Here is a 13,406-nt window from a genome sequence, read left to right as displayed (position 1 = left end):
GCGTGATCGAAAGCCTGTCGGGGTCACTGCCGGCTGGCGCCGCGACCTCGTAGAGGCAGATCAAGTAACCGAGAGCACACCGGCGCGAGCCAAAATTGCTGTGCGGACCGACGCCGGCCAGCCGGTAACATTTGCTGGGTAGGTTGCTAGAGGGGGCGCAATGCCAAAATCAAACGAACCGCTGAAAGTAGATCCCACCGAGCTGCAAGTGACGGCTGACAAAATAGAGGGGCATTCTGCCGATTTTCTCGACGGTCACCAGTCGACACATTGGCAAGCGAGTCAGACTCGATTGGGTTCCGGCCTAGCCGGTGCGGCGTTGCCCGGCATGCTCGCAGAGTGGGAGGCAGACGGCGCCCGTTTCGGCGAGCATTTCGCGAAACACGCCGAAGGACATCGGTCAGCTGCTATTCAATACGTGGAGACCGACTCAAACAGTACTGACAGGATCCGCGACGCCAGCTCGCGAGTTGTGAGCGAGCAATATGGCTTTACCGCTAAACGAGCTCAAGGACTGGCACACCGAAATCGGAGACCTTGCCAAAGCAACTCGCGAGGCTGTCGGTAACCACTCGAAGGCAGCTGAGTTCTACCGCTCGCTGAACACGGCCTCAACATGGGAAGGCGAGGGGGGAGACGCGGCCAGGACAGCGATGGAGGGAACAGCTCAAAAACACGAAGCCACTGCTGAGAATCTCCGTAACGCGGCTGGCGGGATGGAGAATGCTGCGGAGGACGCCGAGGACATTTCCGGGAAGGTCAAGGCCATCCTCGACTACGCCGCAGAGCAGCCTGCCGTTGAGATCAATGAGTCGACGAACCAAGTGGTCCCTCCCGACACCAGCCATTTGACGAAGGAGGCTGCAGAAAAGGTCGCATCGAAAGTGGCGGCTTTGGAGTCGGATATCGCAGCCGTGTTGGCAGACGCCGATTTAGTGGACGCTGACCTCGCCCGCGAAATTGCTACCGCTACCGGGACTCCGCCGCCCGAGTCAGGGGACGGAACTCCGACTGGCTCGAAGAATAGTGACAATCCTTCTGCTACTGCCCAGCAGTACGATCAGTCTGGGCAGCGGGCGAAGGACCAAGCCCTTCTTGACCAGGCCCAATCTGAGGGCAGAACCTCATCATCGCCGGCCACAGCCGGGTTGCCGACCCATATGACCCGCGAGGAACAGGACGCGGCAGCCCGGTTGCGGGACTACAACACCATTACCGACCCAAACAGCCACAGCGCCGTTCATGGTGGGGAAAAAGCGCGCCGCTTGGCATCTGAGCGACTCGATGATTACCGAATGTCACAGTTCACTGGCCCGCTGCATAAGGACACCGTTGTCGGCGGGGATGCCCGCACCCGCGCGCAGGCCAGGCTGGACATGCAGCACGCACTCGAAAACGGCCAGCTCGCCGCGCATCCAGGGTTCATGACCCCCGATGACGCAACGCGACTCATGGACCGCCTCGAGGTCGAGGGACGCGCGCGCGTGCTCACTCAATTCACCAACGACCTGGAACACTTCGGTGTGTCGCAGGAGGGAGCAGCGGCTGCCGTCGAGGAGATCAAGGGTGGTAAGTCTCCCGACCAGGTCATCAAAGAGGCGACAGGAGGCCTTGCGACCCAGGCCAGCAACTTGGGTGAAGGCGCCAAGGCTCAAGGCCGCGCAATGCCGAGCGGCGAACACTGGGGCAAGGCGCCGGTATGGTCGCACGCGGACGCTGAGGCTCTCAAGGGCTTCGGTTCGAAACTCGGCACCATCGGCACTGGCGTCGATGCTGCAATCACGGCAATCGATATTCTGAACGGTGCACCCGCAGGTGAAGAACTCGCACAATTGGGCGGCCGAACGGGCGGCACGATGCTCGGCGGGTGGGCCGCCGGCGCGGCTTGGGGAACATTAGTTGGACCAGAAGGCACACTCGTCGTCGGGCTTCTTGGCGCGATGGCGGGCGGTATCTGGGGAGAAAAAGCCGTTGACTGGATGATGGGTAAATAGGCGCATGCGAGACTTCTTTCTGACAATTTTCCTTGCGGCCGTCGCTGTGGCGCTGATCCAACAATTCTTCGATCACAGTCGGAGCTCGCAACGCCGCGTCTACTGGAGCAGCACGTGCGTCGCGGCCGTTGCTGCATTCCTCATGTTTTATCCAGATGGACATAAGGGCCTTCTCGTAGCCCTAAGCATGTTCGGAGCGATGATCGCGGCCGCCTACGGATACACCCCGTACATCAAAATCCGCGGCAAGATATACGCACTCAATACCGACGACCGCCAGCCGGACCCTGACGACAAACCCGCAGAATCCGCCGGAGACGCGCCCAACAACACCTCGGATGATCCCACACCAGACGCGTACAGCGGTCTACTTACCGCGCGAAAGATGTGGTGGGTTCTGACCATCCTCATGCTCATCGCGGTAATTAACGTCCGAATATTTTTCGAAAGTAGCGGCAAAGACTGGATGGCAGGCGCCGCAGTGATAGTGATCGTATTCTTCGCGATCGTCCTTGGACTCGGTGACGCAAGCTGGGGGTATGGAATCGCTCGTGGTCAAAAAATACAGTTCGCAGTCGTGACGGTCACTACCGTTGGCACATTCGCAGTCATTTACCTCGCCGCATATTGGATTGGAAAGCACAAGCCCGTGCGGCGCAAACAATCCGTGGAGTACCGAGCCCACCCTCGACACCAGCGAGGACCGGATCACGACCGCGGGTGATCCCCGGGCCCGCTCACCCTCTTCCCCACCAAACTTGACACGTGTAAAGTTCGCCGCCATGGACAACATCAGGGGTAAGACGATCGCGATCACCGGCGCGGCGCGCGGTATCGGCTTCGCTACCGCAAAAGCGCTGCTCGCTCAGGGTGCCCGCGTCGTCATCGGCGACCGTGACGTGGCGCTTCAGGAGTCGGCCGTCGTCGATCTCAGCAAGCTGGGTCAGGTGTCGGGTTACCCGCTCGATGTCACCGACCGGGAATCGTTCGCCACGTTCCTGGACAAGGCCCGTACCGACGGCGGCGGCCACATCGACGTCCTGATCAACAACGCCGGCGTCATGCCGGTGGGACCGTTCCTGGAGGAAACCGACCAGTCGGTGCGGTCCTCGCTCGAGGTCAACGTCTACGGTGTGCTGACCGGCTGCCAACTCGCCCTGCCGGACATGGTCAAACGTCGCAGCGGCCACGTCATCAACATCGCGTCGCTGTCGGGTCTCATCCCGTTGCCGGGCCAGGTGGTCTACGTCGGCGCCAAGTACGCCGTCGTCGGGCTGTCCACCGCGCTGGCCGACGAGATGGCCCCGCACGGCGTCAACGTCTCGGTGATCATGCCTCCGTTCACCAACACCGACCTGATCTCGGGCACCAAGGCCACCGGCGCGATGAAGCCGGTCGAACCCGAGGACATCGCCGCGGCCATCGTCAAGACGCTGAACAAGCCCAAGACCCACGTGTCGGTGCCGCCGCCGCTGCGCTTCACCGCCCAGGCCGCCCAGATGCTGCCCCCCAAGGGCCGGCGCAGGCTCAACAAGCTCCTGGGCCTGGACCGGGTGTTCCTTGAGTTCGACAAGGCCAAGCGCAAGAGCTACGAGGACCGTGCCAGGTCCGCGCAGGGCGTCATCGAATCGGACGGGAAGAACTAACCGAACTCGGGTAGCGGCGCGCCGTGGCGGTAGCCCTCGATCACCTCGAGGGCACCGTCGCGCAGCTCCTCGTGGGTGAACTCGTAGCGCTCCACACTGCCGACGAACACCACCCGCACGATCTCGCCGTCCTCGGCCGCATCCAGCCACAGTGAGGTCACCGGCAGACCGTCCTCGACCGGCGCTCCGGACGGCTCGTAGAACCACACCGCGTAGTCGTCGTTGGACTGTTCCTCGTCGAAGGTCCAGCCGCGCGCGGTGATTCGCTCGTCGAACTCGGCCAGGTCGGCGACCACGGCATCGGGGATGTCCGCCAATTGATCGACCATCTCCTGCGGCACGAACCGCGTGTCACGGCCGGCCTGCCGCTTCTTCCGGCGGGCCTTCTTCGCATCGGAGCTCTTGGACACAGGCCTAACTCAAAGCCTGGTCCAGATCGGCGATCAGATCTTCGGTGCCTTCCAGCCCGATCGAGATACGAACCACGCCGTCGCCCAGCCCGATCGCGGCGCGCCCCTCGGGCCCCATGGCCCGGTGGGTGGTGGTGGCCGGGTGGGTGATCAGCGTCTTGGCATCACCGAGGTTGTTGGAGATGTCGACGACGCGCAGCTTGTCGAGCACCTCGAAGGCGCGGTCTTTACCGGTCTCCGCGTCCAGTTCGAAGGTGATGACAGTGCCACCACCGCGCATCTGACGCTGGGCCAGCTCGTACTGCGGATGCGACTTCAGGAACGGGTACTTCACCCAGCTCACCGAGGGATGTTCTTCGAGGAACTCCGCGATCTGCTGCGCCGAGCGGTTCGCATAATCCACCCGAACAGCAAGCGTCTCAAGGCCTTTCAGCAGCGTCCAGGCGTTGAACGCGCTGATCGCCGGACCGGTGTGGCGCATGAGTTTCTGCACCGGGCCGTCGATGTACTCCTTGTCGCCCAGGATCGCCCCGCCGAGCACCCGGCCCTGCCCGTCGATGTGTTTGGTGCCCGAATACACCACCACATCGGCCCCCATCGGCATGCCCTGCTGCAACAGCGGGGTGGCAAAGACGTTGTCCAGCACCACCTTTGCGCCGGCGGCGTGCGCCAGCTCGGACACCGCGGCGATGTCGACGAGTGACTGCATCGGGTTGGACGGGGTTTCGAAGAACACCGCCGTCGTCGGAACCGACAGCGCCTCTCCCCACTGCGAGAGGTCGTCGCCGTCGACGAACACCGTCTCCACGCCCCAGCGCGGCAGAATCTCACTGCACACCACGAAGCACGACCCGAACAAGCTGCGCGCGGCCACCAACCGGTCACCGGCGCCGAGCAACGCGCCCAGCGCGGTGAACACCGCAGCCATGCCCGTGGCCGTCGCAAAACACGCGGGAGCGCCCTCGATCAGGCGCAACCGCTCCTCGAACATCGCGATGGTCGGGTTGCCGTAGCGCGAGTAGACGAAGCGGTCGATCTCCCCGGTGAACGCCTTCTCCGCGGCACCGGCGGACTCGTAGACATAACCCGACGTCAGAAACAGACCCTCGGCGGTCTCCTCGAACTCCGAGCGCAGCAGGCCGCCGCGCACCCCGATGGTGGCCTGGCTGACGCCCTCGGGCAGGGCAGCCGGGATCCGGACGGACGGCACCCCGTTGTTCGGGTCGCTCATGACTGTTTCCAAGGCAAACCGACCGCTTTCCAGCCGGCCCCACCACGGTGGCGGTTCTCGTCGAGATTGCCCTCGAATCCGTCGAGAATGTTGTACGCCGGCGAGATACCGGCCGCGGTGGCGGCCTCGGCAGCACCGATCGAACGATTGCCGGAGCGACACAGGAAGACCACCGGCCGCTCCCCCGGCGTCACACCCGAGGCCTGAAGATCGTCGACGAACCCATCGTTGTGGCTGCCGTCGGTCCGGTTCCATTCCACGTACACCACGTCACGCTCAAGGGTCGACAGATCCGGCACGCCGACGAAGCGCCATTCGGCATCGGTGCGACAGTCCACCAGCACGGCCTCGGAGTTCTCACTCAGAAGTTTCCAGGCCTCCTCAGGCGTGATGTCCCCTGCATAGCTCACGGGCGTGAGTCTCCCATACTCGAACAGACGCGCCATTGGCCGTCCTCACGCACGAACGTCGTCTCGGTGTCCAGCTTGGTGTCCGGCGCCTTGTCGAAGTGGTAGACGACCGTTGCGGTGGCCCGGTCCCCCTCGACGTGGACCCCGGTCACGTCGTCGACATACCTTGCCCCCTGCTTGGCCACCGAATCACGCTGGCGGGCAATGAAATCCGCCTCGGTGCCGCGTTGGGCGACGCAGGTGTAATCGGAATATTCGCCGAAGTTCTCACGCTGCAACGCATCGTTCTGGCCGACCGCCGCGAGGCTCACCTTCTGCTCCTCGCTACGCCCGTCGCTGCCGAACGTGTTGAGCAACACCACCACGATCACCGCGAACACAATGACGGCCAGCGCACCGAGGAACGGCGCCATCGTGGGCCGATCCACTGGTTGTTCGTCAGACCCCTGTCCGTTTTCGGCCATAGGGGTTACCACAGCTTGCGCAGCGCGCTGCCGGCCCGACGGGCACGGTCGCGGGCGATGATCACGTCCGGTGCGGTGGCCAGCGCCACCCCGAGACGACGCGGAGCCTCGGATTCACCGGGATGCCCGAACAATCGCACGTCACTCTCCGAGGTGGCCAGGGCATCGGCCAGGACACCGCTGATGTCGGCCGGCAACTCCTGGGCGTCGGCCCCGCCGTAGGTCACCTCGGCGGCCGCCGGGGAGATCATGATGGTGTCCACCGGCAGGCCGAGGATCGCCCTGGCGTGCATCTCGAACTCCGAGAGCCGCTGCGAACGCAATGTCACCAGGCCGCTGTCGTGCGGACGGATCCGGACGTCGGAGAAGTAGACGTCGTCGCCGGCGACCAGCAGCTCGACCCCGAACACCCCGCGCCCGCCCAGCGAGTTGACGATCCGCGCGGCGATCGACTTCGCGGCGTCCAGCGCGGCCGGCGTCAGCGGCTGGGGCTGCCAGGACTCCAGCACGTCCGTGCCGGCCTGACGGTGACCGATCGGCTCACAGAACTGCACCCCGGGACCGGACGGTCCGGTGGTGCGCACGGTCAGCATCGTGATCTCGTACTCGACCTCGACCACCGACTCGGCCAACACCCGACTGTGGGCGATGTGGCCCGCGGTGGTCGCGCGCTGCCACGCCGGTTCGACGTCATCGGGCCGCAGCAGCACCGACTCGCCGTCCCGCAGCGCACCCACGACCGGCTTGACCACCAACGGGAAGCCGGCATGCTCGGCCACCGCGGTCAACTCCTCGACCGACCCGGCGAACCAGAACGGCACCGTGGGCAGGCCCAGCTCATCCGACGCCAGCCGCCGCAGGCCCTCGCGGTCCTGGGACAGCCGGATGCTGCGCGGCGACGGCAGCACCTCGCTGTCACCCCGTTCGGCGACGGCGACCAACGCATCGGCGGCGATGACGCCGGACTCGGCGACCACGTAGCGCGGCTTCTCCCGCTCGATCAGTGCGGTGAGTTCCTCGGCATCGTTCATCTTGATCACCGCCGACCGGTCCGCGACGCCGTGCGCCGGGGCGTAGTAGCGATCCGCGGCCACCACGACACCGCCCAGACGCTGGAACGCCAGCGCGAGCTCACGGCTCAGCTCTCCCGAACCCAGCAGCAGCACCGTCGCCGCGGGCTCGGGCTTGATTTCTTCCGGAGCCTCTTCTCGAGCCTCTTGTACAGCCTCTTCGGCACCGCGGACCTGATCATCGGCCAGGTCAGTTGCCTCCCGGGCGGGCTGTGCATCTTCTATCGGTTCACTCATCGCACGCTCCACCCTGCCAGATCGTCAACCGACCCGATGGTCGATATAGCACCAACGCCAACTCTCCCCCGGTTCCGCCGAGCGCATGACCGGATGACCGCTGGCGTGAAAGTGCTTGGTGGCATGCTGATGCGGGCTTGAATCACAACAACCGACGTGACCGCACGTCATGCACATGCGCAGATGCGCCCAGTTGGTCTCGCCGTCTTCCTCGCATTCCTGGCAACGGCCGGGGGTCAGCGGTTGCGGCTCGGCGACCTCGGCGGCGAGATGCTCACAGGTGCGAGGAACCGGGTCCGGCTCACGCCGACGTGATCTCCTCAACATGTTGATCAAGGATAAGCACGCACATGAAGGAGGGCTGACAACGTGGGTGCCTCGCTCTTGGCGGCACTGGTCGCCGCGATCCTGCTCGCCGCGGTGGCTCGGCGATTCGACGTCTCTGCGCCGCTGGCGCTGGTGGTGGCCGGGCTGGCCGGCAGCGCGCTGCCCGGCTTCCACGACGTCCAACTGGACCCCGAACTCGTGTTGTTCGTCATCCTCCCGCCGCTGCTGTGGTCGGCGGGACTGGAAAGCAGCTACGTGGCACTGCGCCGCAACATCCGACCCGTCGGATTCCTGGCGGTGGTTCTGCCACTGGTCACCACCTTCGTCGTCGGCCTCGTCGCCTTCCACACCGTCCCCGAACTCACCATCGCCGCAGCCCTGACCCTCGGCGCGATCGTCGCCCCGCCCGATGCGGTATCGGCCACGGCGGTCGGACGCCGACTCGGCCTGCCCCGACGCACCATGACGCTGCTGGGCGGGGAGAGCCTGCTCAACGACGCCACCGCACTGACGGCCTACAAGGTGGCCCTCGGCGCTGCGATTGGGACGGCGGCGAGTTGGGGCAGCGGTTTGAGCACCTTCGCCCTGGCCGCGGTCGGCGGTGTGGTGGTCGGCTGGGTGCTCGGCATGGTGGTGCACTTCATCCGCACCCGGCTCGACGATCCGCTGATCGAAAGCGCGCTCGGCCTGGTGGCGCCGTTTTTCATCTACCTGATCGCCGAGGAGATCCACGGCTCAGGCGTGATCGCCGTGGTGGTGGCCGCGCTATTGCTGGGGCAGCGCGAAACGCAGGCCAGCTACGCCACCCGGTTGCAGGACAAGGCGGTGTGGAAGGCGCTGCAGCTGATCCTGGAATCGTTCGCGTTCCTGTTGATCGGCCTGCAGCTGCCGAAGGTGATCAGCGAACTCGCCGGGATCCGGGCCGCCACGCTCGCGATCTCCTCGGCAGCCGTACTCGCGACGGTGATCGGGGTGCGGATGGTGTGGGTGTACGCCACCACCTACCTGCCCCGCCTGTTGTCCAAGCAGATCCGCCGCCACGAATCCGCACCACCCCGCGCGCAGGTGTTCGTCGTGGCGTGGGCGGGTATGAGAGGCGTCGTGTCGTTGGCCGCCGCGTTCGCCGTCCCGGCCACCACGCTGGCCGGCGAACCGTTCCCCGGCCGCCCGCAGTTGGTGTTCCTCACCTTCGTCGTCGTGGTCGGAACCCTGCTGCTGCATGGTTTGACGCTGCCCTGGTTCATCCGCGTCCTCGGCGCCCAGGGGGACGAGGCGCACAGCGATGCGATCGCCACTGCCGCGGCGCAGGACAAGGCGGCCCGGGCCGCCGCCGAGCGGCTCGACGAATTGCTGGCCGAAGAATCTGCCGACACCGACGTGCCACAACGGGCCGCCGACGTGTTGCGGGCCTGGAACACCCGACGCCGCAACACCGCCTGGGAACAGCTGGGCCGCGACGACGCCGACATCGGTGAGAGCCCGACGTCGGCATTCCGCCGACTGCGCCTGGAAATGCTTGCCGCCGAACGCGACACGTTCATCGCCGAACGCGACGCCGGACACATCGACGACGAGGTGCTGCGTACTGTTTTGCATGGGCTCGACTTGGAAGAGGCGACACTGAATCGTGATTAAGCGCTTGGCGTGGCTGGCTGTGTTGGTCGTGATCCTCTCCGGCGGCGCCCTGGGCCTGTTGAGTGGCGGCGACGCCGCCTCCCAGTCACCCGTGGCCGTCCCGCCCAGCGCCGAATCGGCACGGGCCGACGCGCTGCGTGCCGAGTTCCCCGGCGGCGACCAGGTTCCGGTGATTCTGGTGGTGACCCGCAGCGACGACGGTGCCCTCACCATGGCCGACGTCGACGCCGTCGCTGATGCGCGCAACCGGCTGACCGACGTTCCGGGCCCGCCGGTCGTGGTCTCCGACGACAGCAAGGCCGCGATCGCCACCGTTCCGATGAAGGCCGACCTGTCGGGCTTCGGGCTCAACGACGCCATCAAGGATTTACGGACCCGCACCGCCGACGGCCTGCCTCCCGGTTTGACAGCCGAGATCACCGGCGGACCGGCATTCGGCGCCGACATCGCGAATTCCTTTGCCGGAGCGAACATCACGCTGCTCGCGGTGACCGCGACCGTGGTGGCGTTGCTACTCATCGTCACGTACCGCTCGCCGGTGCTGTGGCTGGCCCCGCTCCTGGTGATCGCCTTCGCCGACCGGGTCGGCGCGGTCGTGGGCACCGCGGTGGCATCGGGTTTCGGGCTCAGCCCGGACGGTTCGACCTCCGGCATCACCAGCGTGCTGGTCTTCGGGGCGGGCACCAACTATGCGCTGCTGCTGATTTCGCGGTATCGGGAAGAGCTCGGCCGGACCGAAAGTCATCGCGAGGCCCTGGTGGTGGCGGTACGCGCGGCCGCTCCGGCCATCGTCGCCAGCAACGCCACCGTGGTGCTGGCCCTGTTGACCCTGCTGTTCGCCTCCGCGCCGAGCAACCGCAGCCTCGGACTGCAGGCGGCGTCGGGTCTGGTGGTGGCGGCGATCTTCGTCCTCGTGGTGCTGCCGCCACTGTTGGCCCTGTGCGGCAAACGGCTGTTCTGGCCGTTCATCCCGCAGGTCGGCGCCCAGCCGCTGACCGAAAGCGGCATCTGGCACCGGATCGCGGACTCGGTGGCGCGCAAGCCCGCCCGGGTTTCGGTCGTGGCGCTGGCCGGCCTTGCCGTGCTGTGCACCGGTCTGCTGTCCACCCCGATCGGCCTGACCCAGACCGAGCAGTTCCGGGTGCAGGCCGAATCCGTGAGCGGCTACGAGACATTGGCCGCGCACTTCCCGAGCGGTCTGACCGACCCCACCCGCGTCATCGCCCCCACCGCCCACATGGGCGCGGTGCAGCGGGCGATCACCGATACCCCCGGCGTCGTCTCGGCGACACCCGCCGGCCAGTCCCCCACCGGACTGAGCCAGTGGTCGGTGGTGCTCAAAGCCGAACCGGCCTCTGACGAGGCCTTCGAAACCATTGACGCACTACGGGATTCGGTACGGACTGCGGATCCTGCCGCACTGGTGGGCGGGGCGGACGCGCAGGCCAGGGACACAGCCTCGGCCGCACAGCGTGACCGGCTGGTGGTGATTCCCGCGATCCTGGCGGTGGTGTTGGCCGTGCTCTACCTGCTACTGCGCTCGGCGTTGGCGCCACTGGTATTGGTCGGTGTCACGGTGCTGAGCGCCCTGGCCGCGATCGGCCTGGGCGGCTGGGCCAGCGTGCACGTGTTCGGCTTCCCGGCCCTGGACAACAGCACCCCGCTGTTCGCGTTCCTGTTCCTGGTGGCGCTCGGGGTTGATTACACGATCTTCCTGGTCACCCGCGCCCGTGAGGAGACACCTGAGTTCGGCACCCGGCAGGGCATCGTGCGCGCGGTTTCTGCCACCGGCGCGGTGATCACCAGCGCCGGCGTGGTGCTCGCGGCAGTGTTCTGCGTGCTGGGAGTGCTACCGCTGATCGTCCTGACCCAACTGGGCATCATCGTCGGGTTGGGCATCTTGCTGGACACCTTCGTGGTTCGGACGGTGATCATCCCGGCGCTGTTCACCTTGATCGGCCCGAAGATCTGGTGGCCGGGGCTGCACGCCGACCGGTAACGTCGTGGCATGAGTGGGCCGACGACGCTGCCGCCAGTACACATGCGGCGCAATGCCTTCGATCCCACCCCTGACCTGCGCGAGATCCGCGAGACGGATGGTGTCCGCGCCGTCATCAGCTCCTTCGGCAACCGCGTCTACCTGGTCACCCGCCACGAAGACGTCAAGGCGATGCTGTCGGACCACGAACGGTTCTCCAACGGCAGACCACCCGGTTTCGCGCTGCCCGGCGCGCCCGTGATGTCCGAGGAAGAACTGGCCAGCGCCCGGGCCGGCAACCTTCTCGGCCTCGACCCACCCGAACACCAGCGATTGCGCCGCATGCTCACCGCCGAGTTCACCATCCGCAGGATGAAGCGGCTGGAACCCCACATCGTGGAGATCGTCGACGCACAGCTGGACGCCATGGCCGCCGCGGGACCGCCTGCCGATCTGGTGGCCGACTTCGCGTTACCCATTCCCTCACTCGTGATCTGCGAACTGCTCGGGGTGCCCTACACCGACCGGGAGGGCTTCCAGCACCGTTCGGCACGTCAACTCGATCTGTCTCTGCCGATCGCGGAACGCTTTGCCCTGCAACGTCAGGGGCGCGACTACATGCGGGAGCTGGTGGGGCGGGCCCGCCGCAGTCCGGGCGAGGACATCCTCGGCATGTTGGTGCGCGAGCACGGCGCCGAATTGTCCGACGACGAACTCGTCGGCATCGCCGGGCTACTGCTGCTCGCCGGCCACGAAACCACGTCGAACATGCTGGGTCTGGGCGTGCTGGCACTACTGCGCCACCCCGAGCAGCTCGCCGCGGTCCGCGATGATCCGGATGCCACCGGCCCCGCCGTCGAGGAACTGCTGCGGTGGCTGTCCATCGTGCAGAACGCGATCCCCCGCTTCACCACCACCGACGTCGAGATCGCCGGGGTGCGAATCCCCGCGGGCGAGTTGGTGTTTGCCTCACTTCCTGCGGGAAACCGTGACCCGGACTTCATCCAGGATCCCGACGTGCTCGACATCCGCCGCGGCGCCCCTGGGCATCTGGCCTTCGGACACGGCGTACACCATTGCCTCGGCGCGCCACTGGCCCGCATGGAGATGCGGATCGCCCTGCCGGCCCTGCTGCAGCGCTTCCCGAACCTGGCATTGGCCGAACCGTTCGAGGATGTCGCCTACCGGTCTTTTCACTTCATCTACGGGTTGAAATCGTTGGCGGTAACGTGGTGAAGCCATGAGGGTAGAAGCAGATCATGACGCCTGCATCGCGTCGGGGAACTGCGTGATGGTCTCCGAGGTGATCTTCGATCAGGACGACGACGGTATCGTCGAGGTGCTTGTCGACGAGGTTCCCGACGACGAGATCGACCATGCCCGCGAAGCCGTCAAGCTATGTCCCGCTTCGGCTTTGAAGCTCACCGGACAGTGAGGTCGGGCGTCAACACGATCACCGGGATGGGTCGCGTCGTACGCTTTTGATACCCGATGTAGCGATTCTTGTTCCCCGGCATGTCGTTGACGATCCGCCACAGCCTCGGATAATCGGCATCGCCTGGGAGCACGGGCTTGGCGGTGACGGCGAACCGCTTGGGGCCGACGTTGATTTCCGCCCGAGGATTGGCCTTGAGATTGTGGTACCAACCCGGGGCCGTCGGCTCACCACCCTTCGACGCCACAACCAGGTAATCGTCGCCGTCCCGGGCATAGGCGAGCGAGCTGGCGCGATGCATACCGGTCTTGGCGCCCACGGTGTGCAGGATCAAGGTCACCGGACCACCGGGGATGCGATGCCCGATCCGGCCGTCGGTGGCCTTGTAGACCTTGTCGTGCAGCAACAACATCGGCAGGCCGATGTACTTCTCCCACCACGGCATGCTCATGCTGACGATCCTCTCAGAACGGGGGTGGTGGTCCGTATTCTTCGGTGAGCCAGATTTGGTATTGGCGTTCGACGTCGAGGGCGTTGTTGATTTCGGCGCGCAGGTGGCGTTCTTCGGC

14 protein-coding genes are annotated in these 13,406 nt (G+C 65.8%); 7 read left to right on the top strand and 7 right to left on the bottom strand.

What is annotated here, in order from left to right; all coding sequences use genetic code 11:
- Positions 1–485 precede the first annotated feature (485 nt).
- From A5740_RS17965 to A5740_RS17955, 3 genes are read left to right on the top strand one after another with little or no spacing between them, the layout of a single operon-like run.
- Positions 486–1,994: a hypothetical protein gene (locus tag A5740_RS17965; protein ID WP_076196162.1), complete on the top strand. Its 1,509-nt coding sequence runs from the start codon at positions 486–488 to the stop codon at positions 1,992–1,994.
- 4 nt (positions 1,995–1,998) lie between these two features.
- A complete protein-coding gene (locus A5740_RS17960) occupies positions 1,999–2,718 on the top strand; it encodes a hypothetical protein (RefSeq protein ID WP_083654228.1) in 720 nt (239 codons plus the stop codon).
- 58 nt (positions 2,719–2,776) lie between these two features.
- Positions 2,777–3,640: an SDR family oxidoreductase gene (locus tag A5740_RS17955; RefSeq protein WP_076196160.1), complete on the top strand. Its 864-nt coding sequence runs from the start codon at positions 2,777–2,779 to the stop codon at positions 3,638–3,640.
- On the opposite strand, the gene A5740_RS17950 is transcribed toward A5740_RS17955, so the two are convergent.
- The 6 genes from A5740_RS17950 to A5740_RS17925 are packed head-to-tail and all read right to left on the bottom strand — an operon-like array spanning position 3,637 to position 7,789.
- Positions 3,637–4,050: a hypothetical protein gene (locus A5740_RS17950; protein WP_076196158.1), complete on the bottom strand. Its 414-nt coding sequence runs from the start codon at positions 4,048–4,050 to the stop codon at positions 3,637–3,639. The genes A5740_RS17955 and A5740_RS17950 overlap by 4 nt on opposite strands.
- Positions 4,051–4,054: 4 nt before the next feature.
- Positions 4,055–5,281 (bottom strand): O-succinylhomoserine sulfhydrylase, encoded by a 1,227-nt coding sequence (locus A5740_RS17945; RefSeq protein ID WP_076196156.1) that lies wholly within the window; start codon positions 5,279–5,281, stop codon positions 4,055–4,057.
- Positions 5,278–5,691 carry a rhodanese-like domain-containing protein gene (locus tag A5740_RS17940; RefSeq protein WP_076196154.1) on the bottom strand — a complete coding sequence of 138 codons (414 nt, stop codon included), beginning with the start codon at positions 5,689–5,691 and terminating at the stop codon, positions 5,278–5,280. Before A5740_RS17940 ends, A5740_RS17945 begins: the two co-directional genes overlap by 4 nt.
- Complete coding sequence (locus A5740_RS17935; RefSeq protein WP_076196152.1) at positions 5,688–6,155, bottom strand: lumazine-binding protein; 468 nt, start codon at positions 6,153–6,155, stop codon at positions 5,688–5,690. Before A5740_RS17935 ends, A5740_RS17940 begins: the two co-directional genes overlap by 4 nt.
- Positions 6,156–6,160: 5 nt before the next feature.
- Positions 6,161–7,462: a formate-dependent phosphoribosylglycinamide formyltransferase gene (gene purT / locus A5740_RS17930; protein ID WP_076196150.1), complete on the bottom strand. Its 1,302-nt coding sequence runs from the start codon at positions 7,460–7,462 to the stop codon at positions 6,161–6,163.
- A gap of 24 nt (positions 7,463–7,486) precedes the next feature.
- Positions 7,487–7,789, bottom strand: coding sequence for a UBP-type zinc finger domain-containing protein (locus A5740_RS17925; RefSeq protein WP_076196148.1), 303 nt, complete (start codon positions 7,787–7,789; stop codon positions 7,487–7,489).
- Positions 7,790–7,831: 42 nt separating this feature from the next.
- Between A5740_RS17925 and A5740_RS17920 the strand changes: the two genes are divergently transcribed.
- From A5740_RS17920 to A5740_RS17905, 4 genes are read left to right on the top strand one after another with little or no spacing between them, the layout of a single operon-like run.
- Positions 7,832–9,424 (top strand): Na+/H+ antiporter, encoded by a 1,593-nt coding sequence (locus A5740_RS17920; protein WP_076196146.1) that lies wholly within the window; start codon positions 7,832–7,834, stop codon positions 9,422–9,424.
- Positions 9,417–11,423, top strand: a complete 2,007-nt coding sequence (locus tag A5740_RS17915; protein WP_076196144.1) for an MMPL family transporter — start codon at positions 9,417–9,419, stop codon at positions 11,421–11,423. Before A5740_RS17920 ends, A5740_RS17915 begins: the two co-directional genes overlap by 8 nt.
- 9 nt (positions 11,424–11,432) lie before the next feature.
- Positions 11,433–12,638 (top strand): cytochrome P450, encoded by a 1,206-nt coding sequence (locus A5740_RS17910; RefSeq protein WP_076196142.1) that lies wholly within the window; start codon positions 11,433–11,435, stop codon positions 12,636–12,638.
- Between the two features lie 4 nt (positions 12,639–12,642).
- Positions 12,643–12,837, top strand: coding sequence for a ferredoxin (locus A5740_RS17905; RefSeq protein ID WP_076196140.1), 195 nt, complete (start codon positions 12,643–12,645; stop codon positions 12,835–12,837).
- Here the strand turns inward: A5740_RS17905 and A5740_RS17900 are convergent.
- On the bottom strand, positions 12,824–13,282 hold the full coding sequence (locus tag A5740_RS17900) for a nitroreductase family deazaflavin-dependent oxidoreductase (RefSeq protein ID WP_076196279.1): 459 nt from the start codon (positions 13,280–13,282) through the stop codon (positions 12,824–12,826). The genes A5740_RS17905 and A5740_RS17900 overlap by 14 nt on opposite strands.
- Between the last annotated feature and the right edge of the window lie 124 nt (positions 13,283–13,406).

The organism is Mycobacterium sp. GA-1841 (assembly GCF_001954135.1).
In the GTDB taxonomy this organism is placed as follows: domain Bacteria; phylum Actinomycetota; class Actinomycetes; order Mycobacteriales; family Mycobacteriaceae; genus Mycobacterium.
The sequence above is the reverse complement of the archived record's forward strand: the minus strand, read 5'-3'. Positions and strand labels throughout refer to the sequence as shown.

Coding starts and splice junctions, on each gene's coding strand:
- purT (WP_076196150.1), bottom strand. CDS start 7,462: ATGAGTGAACCGATAGAAGATGCACAGCCCGCCCGGGAGGCAACTGAC.
- A5740_RS17935 (WP_076196152.1), bottom strand. CDS start 6,155: ATGGCCGAAAACGGACAGGGGTCTGACGAACAACCAGTGGATCGGCCC.
- A5740_RS17945 (WP_076196156.1), bottom strand. CDS start 5,281: ATGAGCGACCCGAACAACGGGGTGCCGTCCGTCCGGATCCCGGCTGCC.
- A5740_RS17905 (WP_076196140.1), top strand. CDS start 12,643: ATGAGGGTAGAAGCAGATCATGACGCCTGCATCGCGTCGGGGAACTGC.
- A5740_RS17965 (WP_076196162.1), top strand. CDS start 486: ATGGCTTTACCGCTAAACGAGCTCAAGGACTGGCACACCGAAATCGGA.
- A5740_RS17900 (WP_076196279.1), bottom strand. CDS start 13,282: ATGCCGTGGTGGGAGAAGTACATCGGCCTGCCGATGTTGTTGCTGCAC.
- A5740_RS17960 (WP_083654228.1), top strand. CDS start 1,999: ATGCGAGACTTCTTTCTGACAATTTTCCTTGCGGCCGTCGCTGTGGCG.
- A5740_RS17910 (WP_076196142.1), top strand. CDS start 11,433: ATGAGTGGGCCGACGACGCTGCCGCCAGTACACATGCGGCGCAATGCC.
- A5740_RS17925 (WP_076196148.1), bottom strand. CDS start 7,789: ATGTTGAGGAGATCACGTCGGCGTGAGCCGGACCCGGTTCCTCGCACC.
- A5740_RS17955 (WP_076196160.1), top strand. CDS start 2,777: ATGGACAACATCAGGGGTAAGACGATCGCGATCACCGGCGCGGCGCGC.